This window comes from Sulfurimonas denitrificans DSM 1251, from assembly GCF_000012965.1.
GTDB lineage: Bacteria > Campylobacterota > Campylobacteria > Campylobacterales > Sulfurimonadaceae > Sulfurimonas > Sulfurimonas denitrificans.
On the sequence record NC_007575.1, the window covers coordinates 1,202,375 to 1,221,858 of the forward strand.

The 19,484-nt window shown below is 34.6% G+C and carries 19 protein-coding genes; 7 read left to right on the forward strand and 12 right to left on the reverse strand.

Annotated features, from left to right (window positions below; genetic code table 11):
- Window positions 1–181 precede the first annotated feature (181 nt).
- Window positions 182–829: a helicase-related protein gene (locus SUDEN_RS06005; RefSeq protein ID WP_011372776.1), complete on the forward strand. Its 648-nt coding sequence runs from the start codon at window positions 182–184 to the stop codon at window positions 827–829.
- Between the two features lie 11 nt (window positions 830–840).
- Here the strand turns inward: SUDEN_RS06005 and SUDEN_RS06010 are convergent, their stop codons facing one another.
- Genes SUDEN_RS06010 through SUDEN_RS06035 form a run of 6 tightly spaced genes read right to left on the reverse strand, consistent with a single transcriptional unit; the run spans window position 841 to window position 5,215 of the window.
- Window positions 841–1,611 carry a TIGR02757 family protein gene (locus SUDEN_RS06010; protein WP_011372777.1) on the reverse strand — a complete coding sequence of 257 codons (771 nt, stop codon included), beginning with the start codon at window positions 1,609–1,611 and terminating at the stop codon, window positions 841–843.
- On the reverse strand, window positions 1,580–2,848 hold the full coding sequence (locus SUDEN_RS06015; RefSeq protein WP_011372778.1) for an RNA polymerase factor sigma-54: 1,269 nt from the start codon (window positions 2,846–2,848) through the stop codon (window positions 1,580–1,582). The genes SUDEN_RS06010 and SUDEN_RS06015 overlap by 32 nt, the downstream gene beginning before the upstream one ends.
- 15 nt (window positions 2,849–2,863) lie before the next feature.
- Entirely contained in the window at window positions 2,864–3,586 is a 723-nt protein-coding gene (gene lptB, locus SUDEN_RS06020) for an LPS export ABC transporter ATP-binding protein (RefSeq protein WP_011372779.1), read from the reverse strand.
- A complete protein-coding gene (tsaE, locus tag SUDEN_RS06025) occupies window positions 3,574–3,987 on the reverse strand; it encodes a tRNA (adenosine(37)-N6)-threonylcarbamoyltransferase complex ATPase subunit type 1 TsaE (RefSeq protein ID WP_011372780.1) in 414 nt (137 codons plus the stop codon). The genes lptB and tsaE overlap by 13 nt, the downstream gene beginning before the upstream one ends.
- Window positions 3,984–4,970, reverse strand: a complete 987-nt coding sequence (gene trpD / locus SUDEN_RS06030; protein WP_011372781.1) for an anthranilate phosphoribosyltransferase — start codon at window positions 4,968–4,970, stop codon at window positions 3,984–3,986. Before trpD ends, tsaE begins: the two co-directional genes overlap by 4 nt.
- Window positions 4,967–5,215 (reverse strand): RNA-binding S4 domain-containing protein, encoded by a 249-nt coding sequence (locus SUDEN_RS06035; protein WP_011372782.1) that lies wholly within the window; start codon window positions 5,213–5,215, stop codon window positions 4,967–4,969. The genes trpD and SUDEN_RS06035 overlap by 4 nt, the downstream gene beginning before the upstream one ends.
- Window positions 5,216–5,361: 146 nt before the next feature.
- On the opposite strand from SUDEN_RS06035, the gene SUDEN_RS06040 reads away from it, so the two are divergent.
- Window positions 5,362–5,868, forward strand: a complete 507-nt coding sequence (locus SUDEN_RS06040) for a flagellar basal body-associated FliL family protein (protein WP_011372783.1) — start codon at window positions 5,362–5,364, stop codon at window positions 5,866–5,868.
- 55 nt (window positions 5,869–5,923) lie between these two features.
- Window positions 5,924–8,494: an EAL domain-containing protein gene (locus tag SUDEN_RS11085; protein ID WP_011372784.1), complete on the forward strand. Its 2,571-nt coding sequence runs from the start codon at window positions 5,924–5,926 to the stop codon at window positions 8,492–8,494.
- A 35-nt stretch (window positions 8,495–8,529) separates the two neighbouring features.
- On the opposite strand, the gene SUDEN_RS06050 is transcribed toward SUDEN_RS11085, so the two are convergent.
- Window positions 8,530–9,447 (reverse strand): manganese-dependent inorganic pyrophosphatase, encoded by a 918-nt coding sequence (locus SUDEN_RS06050; protein WP_011372785.1) that lies wholly within the window; start codon window positions 9,445–9,447, stop codon window positions 8,530–8,532.
- A gap of 145 nt (window positions 9,448–9,592) precedes the next feature.
- Between SUDEN_RS06050 and SUDEN_RS06055 the strand changes: the two genes are divergently transcribed.
- The gene (locus tag SUDEN_RS06055) at window positions 9,593–10,918 is read left to right on the forward strand and encodes a phospholipase D-like domain-containing protein (RefSeq protein WP_011372786.1); all 1,326 of its coding nucleotides are present in this window, start codon (window positions 9,593–9,595) and stop codon (window positions 10,916–10,918) included.
- A gap of 12 nt (window positions 10,919–10,930) precedes the next feature.
- Entirely contained in the window at window positions 10,931–11,662 is a 732-nt protein-coding gene (locus tag SUDEN_RS06060; RefSeq protein ID WP_011372787.1) for an endonuclease/exonuclease/phosphatase family protein, read from the forward strand.
- Here SUDEN_RS06060 and SUDEN_RS06065 read toward each other — a convergent pair.
- The gene (locus tag SUDEN_RS06065; protein WP_011372788.1) at window positions 11,659–12,288 is read right to left on the reverse strand and encodes an NAD(P)H-dependent oxidoreductase; all 630 of its coding nucleotides are present in this window, start codon (window positions 12,286–12,288) and stop codon (window positions 11,659–11,661) included. The genes SUDEN_RS06060 and SUDEN_RS06065 overlap by 4 nt on opposite strands.
- Window positions 12,289–12,357: 69 nt before the next feature.
- Here SUDEN_RS06065 and SUDEN_RS06070 point away from each other — a divergent pair, with 69 nt between their 5' ends.
- Together SUDEN_RS06070 and SUDEN_RS06075 are read left to right on the forward strand one after the other, a co-directional pair.
- Complete coding sequence (locus SUDEN_RS06070; RefSeq protein WP_011372789.1) at window positions 12,358–13,257, forward strand: AEC family transporter; 900 nt, start codon at window positions 12,358–12,360, stop codon at window positions 13,255–13,257.
- 10 nt (window positions 13,258–13,267) lie between these two features.
- Window positions 13,268–13,714 (forward strand): YchJ family protein, encoded by a 447-nt coding sequence (locus SUDEN_RS06075; RefSeq protein ID WP_011372790.1) that lies wholly within the window; start codon window positions 13,268–13,270, stop codon window positions 13,712–13,714.
- Here the strand turns inward: SUDEN_RS06075 and mnmH are convergent.
- Genes mnmH through SUDEN_RS06095 form a run of 4 tightly spaced genes read right to left on the reverse strand, consistent with a single transcriptional unit; the run spans window position 13,711 to window position 19,435 of the window.
- Complete coding sequence (gene mnmH / locus SUDEN_RS06080; protein WP_011372791.1) at window positions 13,711–14,805, reverse strand: tRNA 2-selenouridine(34) synthase MnmH; 1,095 nt, start codon at window positions 14,803–14,805, stop codon at window positions 13,711–13,713. The two genes, SUDEN_RS06075 and mnmH, sit on opposite strands and share 4 nt — an antisense overlap.
- Window positions 14,805–15,839 (reverse strand): selenide, water dikinase SelD, encoded by a 1,035-nt coding sequence (gene selD / locus SUDEN_RS06085; protein WP_041672260.1) that lies wholly within the window; start codon window positions 15,837–15,839, stop codon window positions 14,805–14,807. The genes mnmH and selD overlap by 1 nt, the downstream gene beginning before the upstream one ends.
- 20 nt (window positions 15,840–15,859) lie before the next feature.
- Window positions 15,860–18,688 (reverse strand): excinuclease ABC subunit UvrA, encoded by a 2,829-nt coding sequence (uvrA, locus tag SUDEN_RS06090; protein ID WP_011372793.1) that lies wholly within the window; start codon window positions 18,686–18,688, stop codon window positions 15,860–15,862.
- A gap of 6 nt (window positions 18,689–18,694) precedes the next feature.
- Window positions 18,695–19,435 carry a sulfite exporter TauE/SafE family protein gene (locus SUDEN_RS06095; protein ID WP_011372794.1) on the reverse strand — a complete coding sequence of 247 codons (741 nt, stop codon included), beginning with the start codon at window positions 19,433–19,435 and terminating at the stop codon, window positions 18,695–18,697.
- Window positions 19,436–19,484 lie beyond the last annotated feature (49 nt).

A 19,484-nucleotide genomic window follows, 5' to 3' on the forward strand; every position in this document is an offset into this window, starting at 1 on the left:
ATTTAGCTATTGTAGTACTATTTGAGAATTATATCATAGATAAAAATTATCAATTTTATTACTCCCCAAAAAGGAGTAACGCTCTGCTAAGATAAGATTATTTTAGATGTAAAATTTAATGGAGTTATACAAAATAGACTTTAGCTATAATTCGCTTCTATATTTAAGGATACAATTACAAATGAGCGAAAAAAGCATTAAAACAACTAAAAAATATTATGACTATGTGAGTGTTGGTAACCGAACTGCGCAAATGGCATATTTTGTACAACAACATGACAAAAACAGAATGTTTGAAGAGTTACTAAAAACTCTACAAAACATGCAAATTATTGTTCTTGTAAAGAGTAAGCGAAATGCTGATGAGATCATGAGATATCTAAATACCAAAGAAATCAAATCTATATCAGTTCATGGAAACCACAGAGTTGCTCAAATAGAAGATGCACAAAAATCGTTTAATTCTAAAGAGACAAAAATATTAATAACTACAGATAGAATCTTGGAAAAACTAACACCTATGGAAGTACATGTAGTTGTAAATTATGACCTTCCACTAGAGGCATCTGATTACTTTAAAGCTCTGCTTTTAGTTGATGAAATTGGTCAATCAATATCACTAATAGACCCAGAAGATGAGGGAATGCTAGCTACAATTGAGCTAATGATGAAGTGTGAAATGGCTGAAGTTGAGATGAAACATTTTGAGCATACAGCCCGTGAAACAACAACTCCAAAAGAGAGAATAAACAAACCTCGTCACAAAAAAGTAGAGCAACGAGCAAAGAAAAAGGCTGAAATAAAGTCTAAATGGGTGCCAAGCAAATAAAGCAATCCTATCTAATCTATCAAAAGTTTTTCTTGCCCGATTCGATAAAGTGCAAAATCATACTTTAGAGGGTCGCTCTCATCAAACTCTCTAAGCTTAGCAGTTAGCTCGATTGCGGCTTCTAAGTCATAACTTTTTCTATTTAGTAATCCTAGCTTTTTTGAGACATTAAAAGTGTGTGTGTCTAGTGGGATAATAAGGTCACTTTTATCAACTCCACTCCACAACCCCATGTCAATATTGTCCTCTCTTACCATCCATCTAAGATACATCATCCAGCGCTTTAGAGCACCTGAACCTTTTGTCTTTAACGTAATTTGCGAAATTAAAAAATTATATCCCATAGATGAATGTGGATATATCTCTTGGAGAGCTTTTATAAGTGCATTTATCCCCTCTACAACATCTCTATTGTTGTCGTAACCACTCTTAAAAATATCTCTTAGTGTACTTTTCTCTTCTACTCTCTTAAGCGCTATAAAAAGAGCTATAACATCCTCACTTTTTTGAAACCTGTAATAATGGTTTTTTAGAGCCTCATTTATCTCTTCGTCACTTTTTTTAAGCAGTTCAAAATCAAGAGAGTTTAAAAATTTCACAATCTGCTTAACATTTCCATACGCAAAGAGTGCGCAAATAAGCGATATAGTTGGGTCTTTATACTTGTGTGCAACCATAATGGGGTCTAGTCGCTCTTCGCATATCTCGCCCTCGCAGTTGCGTTTTATAACCTCTGCGTCTAGTTTTTCTTTAATGTAAATGATAGAGTTTTTTTCGCTCACTTGAACCTGCTATGTTTAATTGTTTTCTATATTTTGCAATAGTACGGCGTACCATTTGGACTTTGAATTTATCTTGGATAAGTTCTAAGAGCTTCATATCGCTTAGTGGCTTTTTTCTATTTTCACTTTTTATTACACCTATTACAAACTCTTTTATTGCTGCATTTGACACATCTTCATCAATAGCAGTTGTGAAAAACTCTTTCATAGCGTAAACACCTCTATCACAGGCGATATACTTGTTTGCAATAGCTCTTGATATGGTTGATGGATTATGTCCAAACTCATCCGCCAATGTCTTTAACGTGAGTGGCATAATAGCGCCACCTGTAAAAAACTCATACTGATACTCAACTATCATAAGCCCTACTTTGTAAAGTGTCGCTTTTCTCATATCAAGGGCATCAACTAAGCTCTTTGCCTCTTTTATTTTTTGTGAGACATAGTCATGTTCTATTGAGTAGCTTGTATCTATATTTATAATCGGATAAAACGCATCATTTAGTTTTACTTCAATTGAGTCATTGTCATTAAAAAAAATCATCAAATCAGGAATAACCTGTGCAGACTCTTCAAGATACTCAATAGCAGGAGGGTTTTTAAATGTTGTAAGCACCCGCATAACCTCAGAAAATCCAGCCTCATTTGAATAATCATAAATATTTTCTAAATCTTTTATCACCTTTATGGCGAGTGGATAGACTTTATCACTTATATCTGAACTGTCTAACTGAAACAGAAATGACTCTAAGAGATTCTTAGCACATACTCCAACTGGTTCAACGTGTGCAAAACGTAAACGCACCTTTTCAAACTCTTCTATAGTAATAGCGTTATTTTTACAAAACTCTTCACTATCTCCCTCATAATAGCCATTCTCATCAAGGTTGCAAACCACAAAAGAGGCGATTTTTTGCGAAATTGGAGTTGGAAAAAGTGGTGCTTCTATCTGCTCATCCAAAACATCATAGAGTGATTTTTTAACAAAAGTAAGTGCTTCTATCTGCTCAGTTCTTGTATTGGCAACTGAGCTATTTCCTATCTTTTTTGGAATTAATTTCTCAAAACTATCCTCAAATCCAGAGCTTATCTCTATGATTGGATTTGCATCAATGAAAGGAGACATAGCCTCACCTAAATCGCTTAGACTTGAGTGTAAAATAGGCAACCAGTTACGTAGAGTATTTGATAATTTATGTCTGTTTTCTACGCTTTGCGTCTGCCTTAGTTGAGCCATGATTTTATAAGCCTCTTAGAGCTTAAACTCCTGACCCAAATAGTGCGTTCTAACATCAGCATTCTGCCCTATCTCATCACTTGTTCCACTTGCTAGAAGTGAGCCAGCTTTTATAACATAAGCTCTATCGCAAACACTAAGCGTTTCACGAACATTGTGATCAGTTATTAAAACTCCTATACCGTACGATACAAGCTGTTTTATAACTGTTTGGATATCCATAACAGCTATTGGGTCAACTCCAGCAAAAGGCTCATCAAGAAGCAAAAATTTCGGCTCATTTACAAGTGCGCGTGCTATCTCAACACGACGGCGCTCTCCACCACTTAAACTTACACCCTTACGATAACGAATCGGCTCAATGTTAAACATATCTAAAAGCTCTAAAATCCTTTTCTCTTGTGCATCTTTATCTTTTATCTTTACCTCTGCGGCTATTAAAAGATTCTCTTCAACGCTTAAATCCTTAAAGATTGATGCCTCTTGAGGAAGGTAGCCTATGCCCTTTAGAGCTCTTTGATGCAAAGGCATTCCAGAGAGGTTTTCATCATCAAAAAACACCTCTCCTCCGCTTGATTCTACAAGTCCGCAAATCATATAAAAAGTAGTTGTTTTACCAGCTCCATTTGGTCCTAAGAGTCCTACAACTTCACCACTCTTTACCTCTAGGCTCATCCCTTTTACTATCTCTAAATCTTTTATTCTTTTTTGTAAATTTACAGCTTTTAATATATGCATACTTTATACTCTCTTTTATTATTAGAAATTTTTTCTATATCTATACTCATCACATCAATCTCAGCTTCTCTTAAAATTTCAATAAGTCTCTCATCACCCCACTCTATAAAGTGAAGTCCATCTCTCTCAAGCTCTTCTAACATTCCCAAAGAGATAAAATGATCAAGCCCATGATTATACATGTCATAATGAAATATATTTTTGGAGTATGCTTGTTGCAGAGAAAAAGTGGGAGAAGTCACCTCTTCATCACTTCCCAAATATATAGCCATTTTTTTTACAAATGTTGTCTTTCCAGCTGCTAAATCACCTCGCAAAACAATTACTCCACTCTTAAACTCTTTTGCAATATCTTTAACAATAGTATCTATTTCATCAAGGGCTAAAGTATATATTTTCATAATTTATTTGATATTTCAATGATTTGTTTTAGCTTTTCTTTGGCTTTTCCTGTTTTTATAGCACTTTGTGCCATCTCCAATCCATCTTGAATATCACGAGCCAAGCCATCAACCATTAAAGCTGAAGCTGTATTTATCATAACAATATCTCTTTGAGCATCTGTTGCTCTGCCATTAAAGATATTATGTAGTATGAGAGAGTTCTCTTTTGCATCTCCGCCAATAATTGCTTTTAATGGGACTTTTTTTATACCGTACTCTTGTGGGTCAATTATAAATTCATGCACGGCTCCGCCCTTTAATTGTGAAGCGTATGTAATATCACTTATGCTTATCTCATCCATTCCCTCAATAGAGCTTACAACCATTGTTGAAGTTGCCCCGTTTATGCGAAGAGCTTCTGCTATTTTTGAAACAAACGATTTATGAAAAACCCCAAGAAGAGATTTTTTGCTCTCTGCTGGATTTGTAAGAGGTCCTAGTATGTTAAATATTGTCTTTTGCGGTATTTTTTTTCTAATTGGCATAATAAATTTCATAGCTGGATGATGTGCTTGTGCAAACATAAAAGTAAAACCACTCTCTTCTAAGAGTTTTGCGCTATCTTTGAGGCTCAAATCAAGTCTAACTCCTAGCTCTTCAAACATATCTGCACTTCCAGATTTTGAAGTAACAGATCTGCTTCCATGTTTTGCAACCATACTTCCACATGATGCGCAAAGTATTGCAACGGTTGATGAGATATTAAAACTTCCTATCTTATCTCCGCCTGTTCCTACCACATCTATTACCTCAGAACAAAGTTCATCAGAGATTGGAAGTTTTATGGCAAAAGAGCGCATAACTTCAGCAGCAGCAGCGATAACCTCTGTTTGAGTCTCCTCATCTAGTTTAATGCTTAACAAAAACCTAAGCATCTCATCATCACTCATTTCATGCATAAAAAGTGCGTTGAAAACTTTTTTTGCCTCCTCATAACTCATACTATCTCCTCGATATACTCACTTTGTAAACTTTTTGGTGTTGATTTAGTAGTTGGAATTTTTAGAACTTTGTACTTTTTTGAAGACTCTAAGTAGTTAATTGTAATTATTGAACCAGCTTCAATATTTTTACTAGCTTTTGCAACTATTCCACCAATTAAAACTACTCCATTTGCTATCATGTCTTGTGAAACTGAGCGTCTTTTGGTAATATTTACCGCATTTAAAAATTTATCTATTCTCATTTAAGATATACCCTGAATTTTTTCGTATATTGTAGAGTAATAAAACTGAAAATAATGTAAGAAGTGGAACATTTTTTGCGTAGAAGTACTTTTTTTATTTTTTGTGTATAATTAAATAATATAAAATTTCTATAATTGAGGCAAAAATGAAACATACCAAAAGAGATGTGCTTAAGAATATAGTAGTCACTGTTATTTTGATTATTATTGTTTTATTATTAATTTTGGGAGTACAAAGTTCTGATTTTTCAAAAATTAAAAAATATGATTTTGGTAAATCATCAAATGGTTTTTTACAACAAGTCAGTAGTTCTAAAAGCGACTCTATGGAGGTTAGTATAGTTAACAAAAGTGAGGTTAATTTAGGAGACTTTGTTTTTAATGTTTTGGGAGATAAAAAATTAATAGCTAATATCTCTATTATTCATAAACCAAAAAACGGTAAAACTTTTATGGATAATTCAGGAGATGAATTTATAGAAAAAGGGGCTATTCTTAGAGATGCCACCATTAATGCCATGCTAGATAGTCAAAATTTTGATATGAGTGTTAACAATAACAAAATAAAAGATGCGATTAAAAACAGACTAAATAAAAATCTTCAAAACAGTAGTGTAGAAGAGGTATATTTCAATAAATTTATTATTCAATAATAGGTAAAAAATTTTGCTATAATATTGAAACAATGCAAACTAAGGGTAGCTATTGATGGCAATTCATCTTAATAAAAAAATCTTCTGGATAGTCTCTTTTCTCATCATAATTTCAAATACAATTTTAACTCTCTATACATATCAGAAGACTAATGAGCGCATCCAAATAAGAGCTTTGGAGAGAGCTGAGTCACTAAAAGACTATTTTGTCGCTATGCGCTATGTTTATCATAAACAATTTATTAATAGCAACATAGACTTAAATGACTCAACTGTAGGTTTCCTCCCAGCCCATGCTTCCACATTCATAAGCAATAAATTCTCAGAAATTTCAAAAGACAAAATTACCATTAGAAATGTTACGGATAGACCAAGAAACCCTAAAAATATGGCTGATAATTTTGAATTAAGGGCGATGGAGTATTTCAAAAATAATCCAAAAGCAGAATCAAAAGTAGAAAAAATTATAGAGAACAATAAAGAGGTTTTTCACTACACAGTCCCACTTATTATAGAGGGTTATTGTATAGCATGCCATGGAAAAAAAGAGGATGTATTGCCATTTATAAAGAGTAGATATGACTCTGCTTATGACTATAAGATTGGTGATGTAAGGGGAGTTACAAGTATTAAAATTCCTATAGAAAATTTAGAAAAGGTGGCAATAAATAACTTTTATAGAACTACTGTTTTTAATTGGTCTATTATATTTATACTTCTTTTGATAATTTACTTTACTATTAAAAAAATGACAACTCAAGAAGTAAAGCAAAAGATATTTTTACAAAATGAAGTTAGAAAAAAAACAGCTATTTTACAAGAGCAAAAAAATCAGCTTGAAGCTGCAAACAAAAATCAAAAAGAGCTATTTTCAATATTAAGAACGGTTGCTGACTGTAATCAGATACTCATAACAGCAAGAGATATTAATGAGCTTATTCAAGATACAACAGCGTCTATACACTCAAATAGCACTTTTAAAGCTGTAAAAATATTGGTTATTGAAAATAGCGAACTTGTTGTAAAGGCGTCTATGGGAGTAGATGTGGAGCCTATAGTCCTTCCCTATGAAAGAGTTGTGTTAAAAGAGAATGCCCCTTTGAAATTAAATGCCTTTGATGATACTCTCTCTAAGGAGTGCAGAGATGAGATGCAACAAAACAGTATAAGTGAGACATATATAACACCTCTTAGAAAAAACAGCCACTCTAAAGAGGCTATTGGTGTTCTTAGTATCAGCACTACAAAAATAGATGGCTTAAGTAAAGAAGAACAGGATATGATAAATGAACTCTCGGGCGATATAGGTTTTGCCATGAACTCATTCCATCAAAAAGAGGCAATTAACCAACTCTCTTTTTATGATTCACTCACATATCTTGCAAATCAAAAATTATTTGAAAATCATTTAGAGCAGTCACTTATGGATAGTGAAAAATATCTAAAATATGGTGCTGTTTTGTTTATAGATTTTGATAACTTTAAAGATGTAAATGACCTAATTAACAAAGGTGCAGGCGATACTGTTTTAAAAGAAATCTCTCAAAGGTTAATAAAAAAAGCTAAAACTGCCTCCCTTATTGCAAGACATGGCGGTGATAAATTTTTAATTCTTTTAGAAAATATCTCAAAAGATGAAAATCAAAGCGCCATGATAGTTAAAAAAAGTGTTATTGAAATTCAAGAGATAACAAAAGAGCCATTTATTGTAGATGAAAACTCTATGTACCTTACATGTAGTATTGGTGTTGCTCTTTTTTTAGATAATACATCCGCAAACAAGCTCTTAAATCAAGCAGAGTACGCTATGAGAACAGCAAAGAGAGACGGAAAAAATACTGTCCGTTTCTATAATGAATCTCTTCAAGATATGACAAAACAGAGATTTCAAATGATTCAATATCTAAAAGAGTCTATCTTGAAAAATGAGCTTTTCCTAAACTACCAAAAACAGTTCGATAAAGATAAGAATGTTGTAGGTGTTGAAGCTCTTGTAAGATGGAATCACCCTACCCTTGGACTAGTTTCTCCTGCGGAGTTTATACCTCTTGCAGAGGAGTCTGGAATCATAAAAGAGATAGGCGCTTTTGTGCTAGAGAGTGCAACATCAGAGCTTCTTCTTTGGAAGAGTGATAGAATAAAAAAAGAGTGGCGAATCTCTGTAAATGTAAGCCCGCTTCAATTTAAAGAAAGCAGTTTTGTAGATACAATAAATAAGTTGATAACTTCTAAGAATTTAGACCCTTCAAAATTAAGAATTGAACTCACGGAGGGCGTTTTGATAGAGAACAAGGAGAAAGCCATAGATAAGATTAGAGACCTTAAAAACTTTGGAATCTCAACTTCGATAGATGATTTTGGAACAGGTTATTCAAATCTATCATATTTAAAAAATCTACAGATTGATGAGCTTAAAATAGACCAGTCATTTGTTTTTGGATTGGGTCAAAACAGCTCAGACAGAGCAATAGTAAATAGCATAATAATGCTTGGTGAAGAGTTCAACTTTGAAGTTATAGCTGAGGGTGTAGAGACGATAGAGCAGTTTGAAATCCTAAAAGAGCTTGGATGTAACTACTTTCAAGGCTATCTATTGGCTAGACCTTGCAAGGCAGAAGAGTTATAAAATAGAGGCACACCTTAGAAGATGCGTCTCTATTATTAAAATTGCGGTTGAAGAAATGGAATAACTTGTTTCTTACGACTAAGAACTCCATCTAGCCATGCTTGATTATCTTGAAGCTTAATCTTAAATGCAGCTTCTACTTTACTTATATCATCACTAAGTGCTAAAAGCTGTGAGCCCTCTTTCATGATGTCTGTTAAGAGAATAAGTATCGTATGAAGTCCATCCTCTTCTTTCATAAGTTTCATATCAGCAAAAAGCTCGCCAACTCTACTCTCTAAAACTGAAATATCAACCATCTCAAGTTGCCCAACTCCAACTCTAGTTCCGTTCATATCAAAAGCTTTATAGTCTCTTGTGTTTAAATTTCTAGCACTAGCGCCATCAACTGCAGATTTTGCTATAAACATCTCCATAGCCAAAGCTTTATAATCATCAATCCCGCAAATAGCAGATAACTCTTTTACAGCTTTTGTATCTGCTTTTGTACATGTAGGAGATTTGAAAATAACTGTATCACTTAAAATTGCGCACATCATCATCCCTGCTATCTCTTTTGGGATTTCAACTTTATGATAATCATACATCTCTTTTACTATAGTGTTTGAGCATCCTATTGGACGAATCCAGCACTCTAGAGGTGTATCGGTTGTAATGTCACCTAGCTTATGATGATCTACTATTCCCAAAATAGTCGCCTCTTTTATATCGTGAGGAGCTTGAGCGAGATCTGAGAAATCAACTAAATAAACGCTCTCACCAGCATAAGAAGTTTTAAGTTCAGGTGCTTTTATTCCAAATTTCTTAAGTATAAACTCACTCTCTGGAGAGATTTTACCTTGTCTTGTTGCTATACAATCTTCACCAAGCTTGTTTTTCAAATACGCTAAAGAGATTGCTCCAACAATTGAGTCAGAGTCTGGGTTTGTATGACCAAAAATATATGTTGACATAATTAATAACCTTTAATTTTTTATGCAATTATACTAATATTTTTTTAGATTTTAATTTCTATTATTTAACTTACTTATTAAAATAATTTTAATTTAAAATAACTACATGTAAAGATATTGTATCTATGAGTGCTATAATCTCTTTATGAAACAAGAAATTATTTTATACCATAGCTTTGTAGTTCTTGGCTCTTTACTTATATTTATAGTGCTTCTTCACATGTTGTACCGCAGACGCAACCCCAGCGCAATTATCGCTTGGATTCTCTCTATAATCGTTATACCTTATATCGCTATGCCGCTATATTTTATAATAGGGCTTAGAAAAAGAGAGAACAGATATAAAAAAAGCCCTATTTTACTAGAAAATCAAGATTTCAGCTCTCCTTTGGCAAATAAAAATTTTAAACTCTATACAGAATCAACTGAGGCATATAGAGTGCTCTTAGAGTGCATAAAAGAGGCAAAGAGTTCAATATATATCAGCACCTATATATTTGAATACGATGCGACTACAAAAGAGATTATGAAAGCTCTTATATCTCGTGCTAAAGATGGTGTAGAGATAAAAGTTCTTGCAGATTCTCTCGGCTCTATTTTCCTATATATTACGCAGTATAGGCTCAAAGAGCTAAGAGATGCTGGAGTGAGATTTGAATTTTTTATGCCTATATTTAAAATGCCTCTACGAAATTATATAAATCTTAGAAACCATAGAAAAATATATCTCTTTGATAGCAAAATAGCTCTAAATAGCGGAGGAAATCTCTCAGATAATTATCTCGGCGCAGAGTATTCTAAAGAGAGATGGAGAGACCTTCTGTTTTTGGTTGAGGGAGAGTCCGTAAAAGAGTATTTTGAACTTTTTGCTTCTGATTGGTTTTATGCTTCGAGAGAAAAGTTACAACCCGCAAAAGAGCAACATGAGAGTGGCGATTTTTTGCTACATGTAGTCCCATCTGGTCCAGATACGCAAAGAGATGTTTTTTATGAGATGCTTCTCTCCAATATCTACGAGGCAAAAAAAAGCATCTCCATAATTACTCCCTACTTCATACCAAATAGCTCTCTTATGGAAGCACTAATTATCGCTAAACATAAAGGTGTAGATATAGCTCTAATAACGCCAAAAGAGGCAAACCACACTATCATAAATCTAGCTAGAGGCTCATATATAAGAGAGCTTGAAGAAAATGGAATCAAAATATATCTACATGTAGGAGCGATGCTTCATGCAAAAGCAATTATTTTTGATAATAAGTGTGTTGTTTTGGGAAGTGCAAATTTTGACAATAGAAGTCTTTTCTTAAACTATGAAGTGGCTACTTTTGTCTATAACGATAAAGCCATAAAAGAGATACATAGTTGGAGTAAAAAACTTATGAAAGAGTCCACTATTGGGGCTAGTGATGTATCAACCCTAAGAAGAATATTTGAAAATTTTATGCGAATTTTTGCTCCACAGCTTTAGAGGAAAAAAGAGATGTTTAAACCAAAAAGTATTATAAAATCGCTTAAACATCAAGAGTTGGATTTGAGTCAAGAGTTTAATCTGCTTTGTTGGAATGTTGCAAAACTCACACTAAAGAGTTCATACAAAGAGTTTGTAGATTCACTTATACATGAGCATAAGTTAGATATTTTACTGCTTCAAGAGGTTAAAAAACATCTCTCACATGAGATTGAACTTCAAGACTACTCTTATGTACTCTCGCCAAATATAGAGACAAAGAAGCATATATTTGGAGTTCTTAGCGCTTTTAAAACCTCATGTCACAGCGAGCGCTCTCTTCTTAGCAAAAAACAGGAACTGCGCTATGCAACCCATAAAACTTCTCTTATAACTTATCACAAAATCTCAAACGAGCAGACTCTTCTTATTGCAAATCTACATGCTATAAATTTTGTAAAAAGCAGCGACTTTAAACATGAACTAGATGAGCTACATGTAGGCATAAAAAACCATCAAGGAGCTATGATAGTTGCAGGTGACTTTAATACATGGAGTGCAAAAAGAGTCTCATATTTAAGGGAATTTAGTAGCTCGCTAGAGCTAAAACAGGTTGATTTTAAAAATGAAAAAGATATAAAGAGAGTTTTTTCAAACACACTTGATTATATCTTTTACAGAGGTGTTGAGCTTGTAAGCTCAATCGTAGTGGATAGCAAAAAAATTTCAGATCACAACCCAATTATTGCAAAGTTTAAACTCTAATCTATAAACTCTACAACTTCATCAAATAATAACCTTTGCTGAGTTGATTGAGGATTTACTCTGTAACCAAATGGAAGAACTAAGGCTATTTGATACTTACTAATATCAAGATTTAATAGATTTTGAAGATTTTCTCGCTCAAACCCTTCTATAGGGCAACTATCTATTTTTAGCGTTGCAGCACATGTCATCATATTTGCAGCAGCTATATATGCTTGTCTTGCACTCCAAAAATAGATATTATCATCACAAGATAAAGTATTTTCCAAATGTTTTGCATAAAGATTTACGTAAAAGTCAAATTTTTCTTGAAGCATCTCTCTTCTTTTAAATCTTTTTTGTACTACACCTGATTCTACTCTCAGGCTCTCAATTGCACTTAGGATTATGACTAAATGAGAGCATGAAGTTATCTGAGGCTGATCCCAACAATATGGTCTAATCCTTGCCTTTAGCTCCTCATTTGTTATAACTAAAAACTTCCACGGCTCCATACCAAAAGATGATGGCGACTTTCTACCAGCTTCTAAAATCTCTCTAATATCCACATCACTTATCTTTTTGTCTTCATCAAAAAGCTTACATGCATGCCTAAAATCCATCGCATCCATAAATATATTGTTCATCTTTTACCTCTCTTTATTTTATAAGATTATATACTTCCAAACCTAATAAACCAACTAATGGAGCTATGTATGGATAATTTTGCACTTATATTTAGCGCTATCTTTATAGGCTATATAATTGGCAAAAAAGAGATATTTGCAGCAAACACACCACTTATCTTAAACCAGTTTATCCTCTATATCTCGGCTCCTGCACTCGTTTTGCTTAAAGTTCCACAACTCACTCTCTCACTTGAGGTTCTTATCCCAGTTTTTATCGCATGGGTTGTATTAATTACAAGTGCTATTGCTATTTTTTATCTATCAAAACTATTTAAATTTTCAAAAGAGGTAACTGGCTCTTTAATGCTTGTGGGAGTTCTTGGAAACACAACATATCTTGGAATTCCTATCATAGAAGCCTATTTTGGCACTGATGCACTTGGATATGTCTTGATGTATGATCAGCTAGGTACATTTATAGCCCTCTCTACTTATGGAACTTTTATCTCTGTTTATTACTCAAGTACGAGCAAGGTTGATAAGGGAGCACTTTTTATAAAAATGCTCTCTTTTCCTCCTTTTATAGCTCTGCTACTTGCTTTTTTGTTAATGGGAATCTCTTTTCATCCAGTTATCTCGAGTGTTCTCTCATCTTTGGCGAGTACAATAGTTCCTCTGGCACTTGTAGCAGTTGGGCTTCAACTAAAGTTTAAACTCCCATCACATGAGCTAAAACCCTTTGGTGTGGCACTTGGTGTAAAACTACTCTTTGCTCCACTTGTTGCAATCTTGATTTGTGCTATCTTTGGCTGGGATTCTATGGCAGCAAAAGTCTCAATCATGGAGTCATCCATGGCACCTATGATAACAGCGGCCGCCATCGCTTCCATGGCTGGACTTGCCCCGCGTCTTAGCTCTGCAATTGTAGGATATGGGATTCTTATCTCTTTTGTGAGCACATGGATTGTTTATAATATAATTATTTAGGAGAAACTATATGCTCTGTTATTGTAAAAGCAAAAAAGAGTTTAGTGAGTGCTGTGAACCATATCTAATTGGAGAGAAAAAAGTTTCATCTCCCCTTGAGCTCATGAGAAGCAGATATAGCGCTTATGTTTTAGGCGATGGACATTACATAGTAAATAGTGCAGCAAAAGAGGCTCGTTATGAAGACGATATAGCTCTAATTGAAGAGTATGCTAGAAGTGTAAAATGGTTAGGACTTGAGATAGTAAAAGCTCAAAAAGATATAGTTGAATTTAAAGCTTACTATGAAGATAACAATGGAGTACATGTACAACATGAAAGAAGTAACTTTATCTTTGAAGATGATACATGGCTATATAAAGACGGCAAACTATTTAACTCCAAAATAGAGCGAAACATCCTCTGTCCTTGCCAAAGTGGTAAAAAGTACAAAAAGTGTTGTCAAAAAACTTCTTAAATATCAGAGAGTCTCTCTATATAATTTTGAACTTCTTGTGCATCTCCACGAAAAGCCACCATATGTGAGCGTTTTTGTATCTGATAATCATACATAGGGTCATAATACTCCTCCAAGAGGAACTTAGCCCACTCTTTGTATCCATCATACGAACCGCTTTTTTTTTGCTCATCTAGTGCGCTCTCAAATATAGCGGTTACTTTTGTGTATTTTTCATTTCCCAAGCGTCTTACTATTCTCTTCATTGCGTTTTGTATGCTCTGACTCCACTCTTCAAGTACAAAATCAAAACCAGCCTCTAAATAAGCCTCTTGTGCTTGAACTACATACTCATTAAGTGTTATCTCAACTCTCTTATCTATTTGAGTCTCAAGAATGATAAGAGGCGCATTAATAGCTGTAGAGATAAGATTCTCTGGCATAAAAGCATTGCCTATATGTTTTCCCTCATCCTCAAAAACAAGAGTTTTAAACCCATCCTCTATTTTTTGAATCAACTCATAAGCCAAATTATTTTCAAAATCTATTTGCATTGGTTGAGCGTTTAATTTGCTGCCAAAAGATGAGCCTCTGTGGTTTGCTAAACCTTCAAGATCGATTGAATTTTTCATCTTCTCAAGTACTATTGTCTTGCCTGAACCTGTTCTTCCACCTAGTATTATGGGTTTAAAGTGCTGGGTCGATTCACTTAACTTATTTATGAGATAAGTTCTAAATGCTTTATATCCGCCCTTTAGTCGCAGTATCTCTTTTCCTCTTACATGTAACCACTCTTGAGAAATTTTAGAGCGCTGTCCACCTCTAAAGCAGTAAAGCAGAGCATTCGGATTTGCATCCATAAACGCTATCCAAGCCTTTATGCGCTCCTCTTTTATATCTCCACTAACCATGCTATGCCCTAGTTCTACGGCTTTTGCATTGCCTTCATTTTTATAGCATATTCCTATTTTATGACGCTCTTCATCATTCATTATAGGCAAATTTACAGCATTTAAAAATGCACCTTTTTTAAACTCTACGGGAGCACGAACATCAAGAAGTGGGGTTTTGTTTAAGACAATTGATTTAAAATCATCAAACAAAAGAGTCACTATAAAACCTCTATCACATGTTTTCTTCGTGGAGTTGTCTCACCTATTGGCTCAAGATTTAATCCAAACTCTTTGGCACTCTTATAAAACTCATCTAAGCCGCTTTTTTTGACAAAAACTAAAAGCCCACCTGATGTTTGTGCGTCACAAAGTATCTCTCTTTGTCTATCGCTTATTTGAGAGATTTTATGACCATAACTCATAAAGTTTTTACGAGAGCCACCAGGAATACAACCTTGAGCTCTATATTTTTCAACATTTTGAAGAAGTGGAACTTTTTCAAACCAGATATTTGCACTTATGCCACTAGCTTCACAAACCTCACTCAAATGCCCCAAAAGACCAAACCCTGTAACATCTGTCATAGTTAAAACACTATCTAGTGTGGCAAAAATAGCTCCTGCTCTGTTTAATGTAGCCATCGCTTCAATGGCTACATCAATATCGCCATCTTCTATCTTTTTTTGTTTTTGCGCTGTTGTAAGTATGCCAATTCCGATTGATTTTGTGATAAATATATAGCAATCATCTGTTGCAGAGCTGTTTTTCATAAGGTTTTTATTATCAACTATTCCAGTTACTGCAAGCCCAAAAATTGGCTCTGGAGAGTCTATGGAGTGTCCTCCAGCAAGAGGAATACCAGCATCTTCACAAGCAGCACGACCACCATCAATCACCTGACGTGCCACCTCTGATGATAGCTTCTCTATCGGCCATCCAAAGATAGATATTGCCATGAGAGGCTTCCCGCCCATAGCGTAGATATCACTAAGCGCATTTGTAGCAGCAATCCGCCCAAAAGTAAAAGCATCATCCACAATTGGCATAAAAAAATCCGTTGTAGAGAGAACTGATGTCCCATTACCCAAATCATAAGCCGCCGCATCATCTTTATGCTCATTTCCAACAAGAAGCTGGGGATAGAGAGTGCTTGAAATATCTGTTTTTAGTATCTCATCAAGCAGCATTGGAGATATTTTACATCCACACCCTGCCCCGTGACTATACTCTGTAAGTTTTATCTCTTCCACTATCTTCCTTTTATTTTGTTGTTTTATTTATGAAGCAGAAGCTCTTTAGCTAAGTACTCGCCAGTATAACTTCCTGATTTTTTATGGTTTTTAGCAACCTCTTCAGGGTTACCCTCCGCTATAATCAAGCCGCCGCCGCTTCCGCCTTCTGGACCCATATCTATGATGTAATCAGCATTTTTTATCATATCTAAGTTATGCTCTATTATTAAAACACTGTTTCCTAGCTCTACAAACTTGTGTAAAACTCCTGTAAGCCTATCAACATCTGCGAAATGAAGCCCAGTTGTTGGCTCATCAAGGATATATAGCGTTTTGCCTGTATCTTTACGGCTTAACTCTTTACTTAGCTTGATTCTTTGTGCTTCACCGCCTGAGAGTGTTACTGCATTTTGTCCTAAAGTAATATAACCAAGACCTACATCAACTAAAGTTGAGAGGATTTGATTTAGTTTTGGTATCGCTTTAAAAAACTCATAAGCCTCTTCAACACTCATATTTAAGACATCTGAGATATTTTTACCTTTGTAGTAAACCTCTAGCGTCTGCTGATTGTATCTTGTGCCATTACATGTATCGCACTTAACCATAATATCTGGCAAGAAGTGCATCTCTATCTTATTTTCGCCCTCTCCTTGACACTTCTCACATCGTCCGCCTCGAACATTAAAACTAAATCTTGAGCTTGTATATCCTCTGATTTGTGCCTCTTTTGTCTGCTCAAAAAGATTTCGTATCTCATCCATTAAACCAGTATAAGTTGCTGGATTTGAGCGTGGAGTTCGTCCTATTGGGCTTTGATCAAGATATATTACTTTATCAACATGTTCAAGCCCATTTATCTCTACACCAGCTACTTTATTTACTTTTCTTGCATGATTTAAGAGCTCTCTTGCAGTTGGAAGGAGTGTTTGAAGCATAAGAGAACTCTTTCCGCTCCCACTTACTCCTGTTATGCAGACGAAATTATTTAGAGGTATTTTTACATTTAAATTATTGATATTATTTAATGTAACATTTTTTATCTCTATAAACTTATCTTGCGCTCTTCTATAAAAATACTCTATCTTTTTTCTGCCATAAAGATAATCAGCCGTTAGTGTTTTAGCCTTTTTGAGCTTATCTAGTGTCCCTGCAAAAACAACCTCTCCACCAAATTTTCCTGCACCTGAACCAATATCTACTATAAAATCAGCATTTTCAATAGTCTCTTTATCATGTTCAACAACAATTACGCTGTTTCCCTTCTCTTGAAGACTTCTAAGGGTGCGTATGAGCTTAAGAGTATCTCTCTCATGAAGCCCAATACTTGGCTCATCAAGGACATATAAAACACCAGTTAAACCGCTTCCTATTTGTGAAGCTATACGGATTCTTTGAGCTTCTCCGCCACTTATAGTTCTAGCATCACGCCCTAGAGTTATATAACCAAGCCCAACATCAAACAAAAAGTACAATCTCTCTCTTATCTCATTTAAAATAGGGGCAGAAACTTGTGCACTTTGATCTGTAAAATAGTTAAAATTACTCTTCTCTTTAAACCACTCATAGCTTTTAGAGATTGGCATATCTAAAATATCTGCAATTCCCTTACCAGCAACTCTAACAGAGAGGGATTCTCTTTTTAGTCTATGCGATGAGCAGACACTACACTTCTTCTCGCTCATATAGTCTGCCAACTCTTTTTCATCTTTAAACATGTCGTATGCTATTTTTATGATTCCAGGCCAAACTCGCTTTACTTCATGTCCTTTCCAAAGAAAACTCGCTTCATCTATTCCACCATGTAAAATAGCTTTCTTCTGATACTCCTCTAGCTCTGAATATGGTATGGTTGTATCTATCTTGTTTTGAGCACAAAAACCTTTTAAGAAAGTAAAATAGTAGCCTTTGTTAAAGCCATAAATTATCTTAATGGCACCTTTTTCAACTGAAAGATCAATATCTATAATTTTATCTTGATCAAGTGCATAACGAAGCCCTAAACCATCACACTCCTTACACGCACCCTTTGGAGAGTTAAAAGAGAAAGACAGCGGCTCTAAGGGCTCAAAGCTAACCTTACAATCAAAACATGCATTGTGTTCGCTATAGTGCATATGTGAGCGTCCAAGTCCAAGCTCTTCATGATTTAGTATCTCTATTTCAAGCTCGCCATAGCTCTCCTTTAGAGCTTTTTCAACATCTGCCGCTATTCGTTCTTTATTTTGCTCATTTACTACAACTCTATCTATTACAACTTTTATAGTATGTTTTTTTGTTTTGCTTAACTCTATCTCTTCATCAAGCCTTACCATCACACCATCTATCATAGCACGAACATAACCTTTATGTACAAGAGATTCTAAAACATCAGCGTATGTACCCTTTTTCTCATTTACAATTGGAGCCAAGAGAACAAGCTTTGCACCTTGTGGGAGTTTTGCAACTTCACCTATGATATCTGAAGCACTCATTTGAGAAATCTCTTTGCCACAATTATGGCAGTGTTGAATACCTACACGGGCGTAAAGAAGCCTTAAGTAATCATATATCTCTGTGATTGTTCCAACTGTTGAGCGTGGATTTTTACTTGTAGTTTTCTGATCTATTGCAATAGCTGGAGTAAGCCCTTCTATCTTGTCAACATCAGGTTTTCCAACTCTGTCTAAAAACTGTCTTGCATAAGATGATAAAGACTCCATGTAACGTCTTTGTCCCTCTGCATACAGTGTATCAAACGCTAAAGTCGATTTTCCGCTTCCACTAAGACCTGTAAAGACAACAAGCTGATTTTTTGGAATCTCTAAGGATATATTTTTTAAATTATTCTCTCTTGCACCAACTATTTTTATAACATCTCTATTTTTCATATATTATTAATTCCCTCTAAAAAATATTCTCTGAGCCAGATATAGTACTACTAAAAGGTAAAAGAGCACTAATAGTTTTTTTTGTACCCAAACGTCAACTCTGTCCTTAAGATAGACTCCAATATAAACACCAATCAATGAAGCCAATCCTATTATAATTCCACTAAAAAAATCTATCTCTCTGCTTAGAGAGTGAGATATCAAACCAGCAACAGAAGAGAAAACTACAAAAAAAAGTCCAGCCGATATGGCACGCTTAAGGTCAACATGTAAGAAACCTACCAATATGGGAACTAAAAGTATGCTCCCGCCAACGCCAATTAACATACTAAATGTACCTAAAATGACTCCTATAACAAGCAGAAGCACTCTATTTACACTTCTTGGGGTCTGATTTATGACTGTTTTTGCAAAGAGTCTGTATAGCGCAAAAGAAGCAAATGCCAAGAAGATAATCTCTAAAAATTTATCATTGATACTTGAGACTATAAAACCACTTAAAAATGCACCACAAAATCCACCAATTCCGATGGTAACAACCATGGCAACATCAAGATTTTTATTTTTATTATTTAAATAACTTCCATAAATTGAACTAAAAACCATCTGCACAACTGAAATTCCAATAGCATCTTTTATCTGATAACCTAAAAAAAGAAGCAGAGGAACAAGAATTGTTCCACCTCCAATTCCAAAAAAACCAGATAAAGTACCAACACCAACACCCAACAAGAGTAATTCAACCATTTCTTAAAACTTTTTTTGGAAATTATATCATCTTATCCAAAATCAAAGT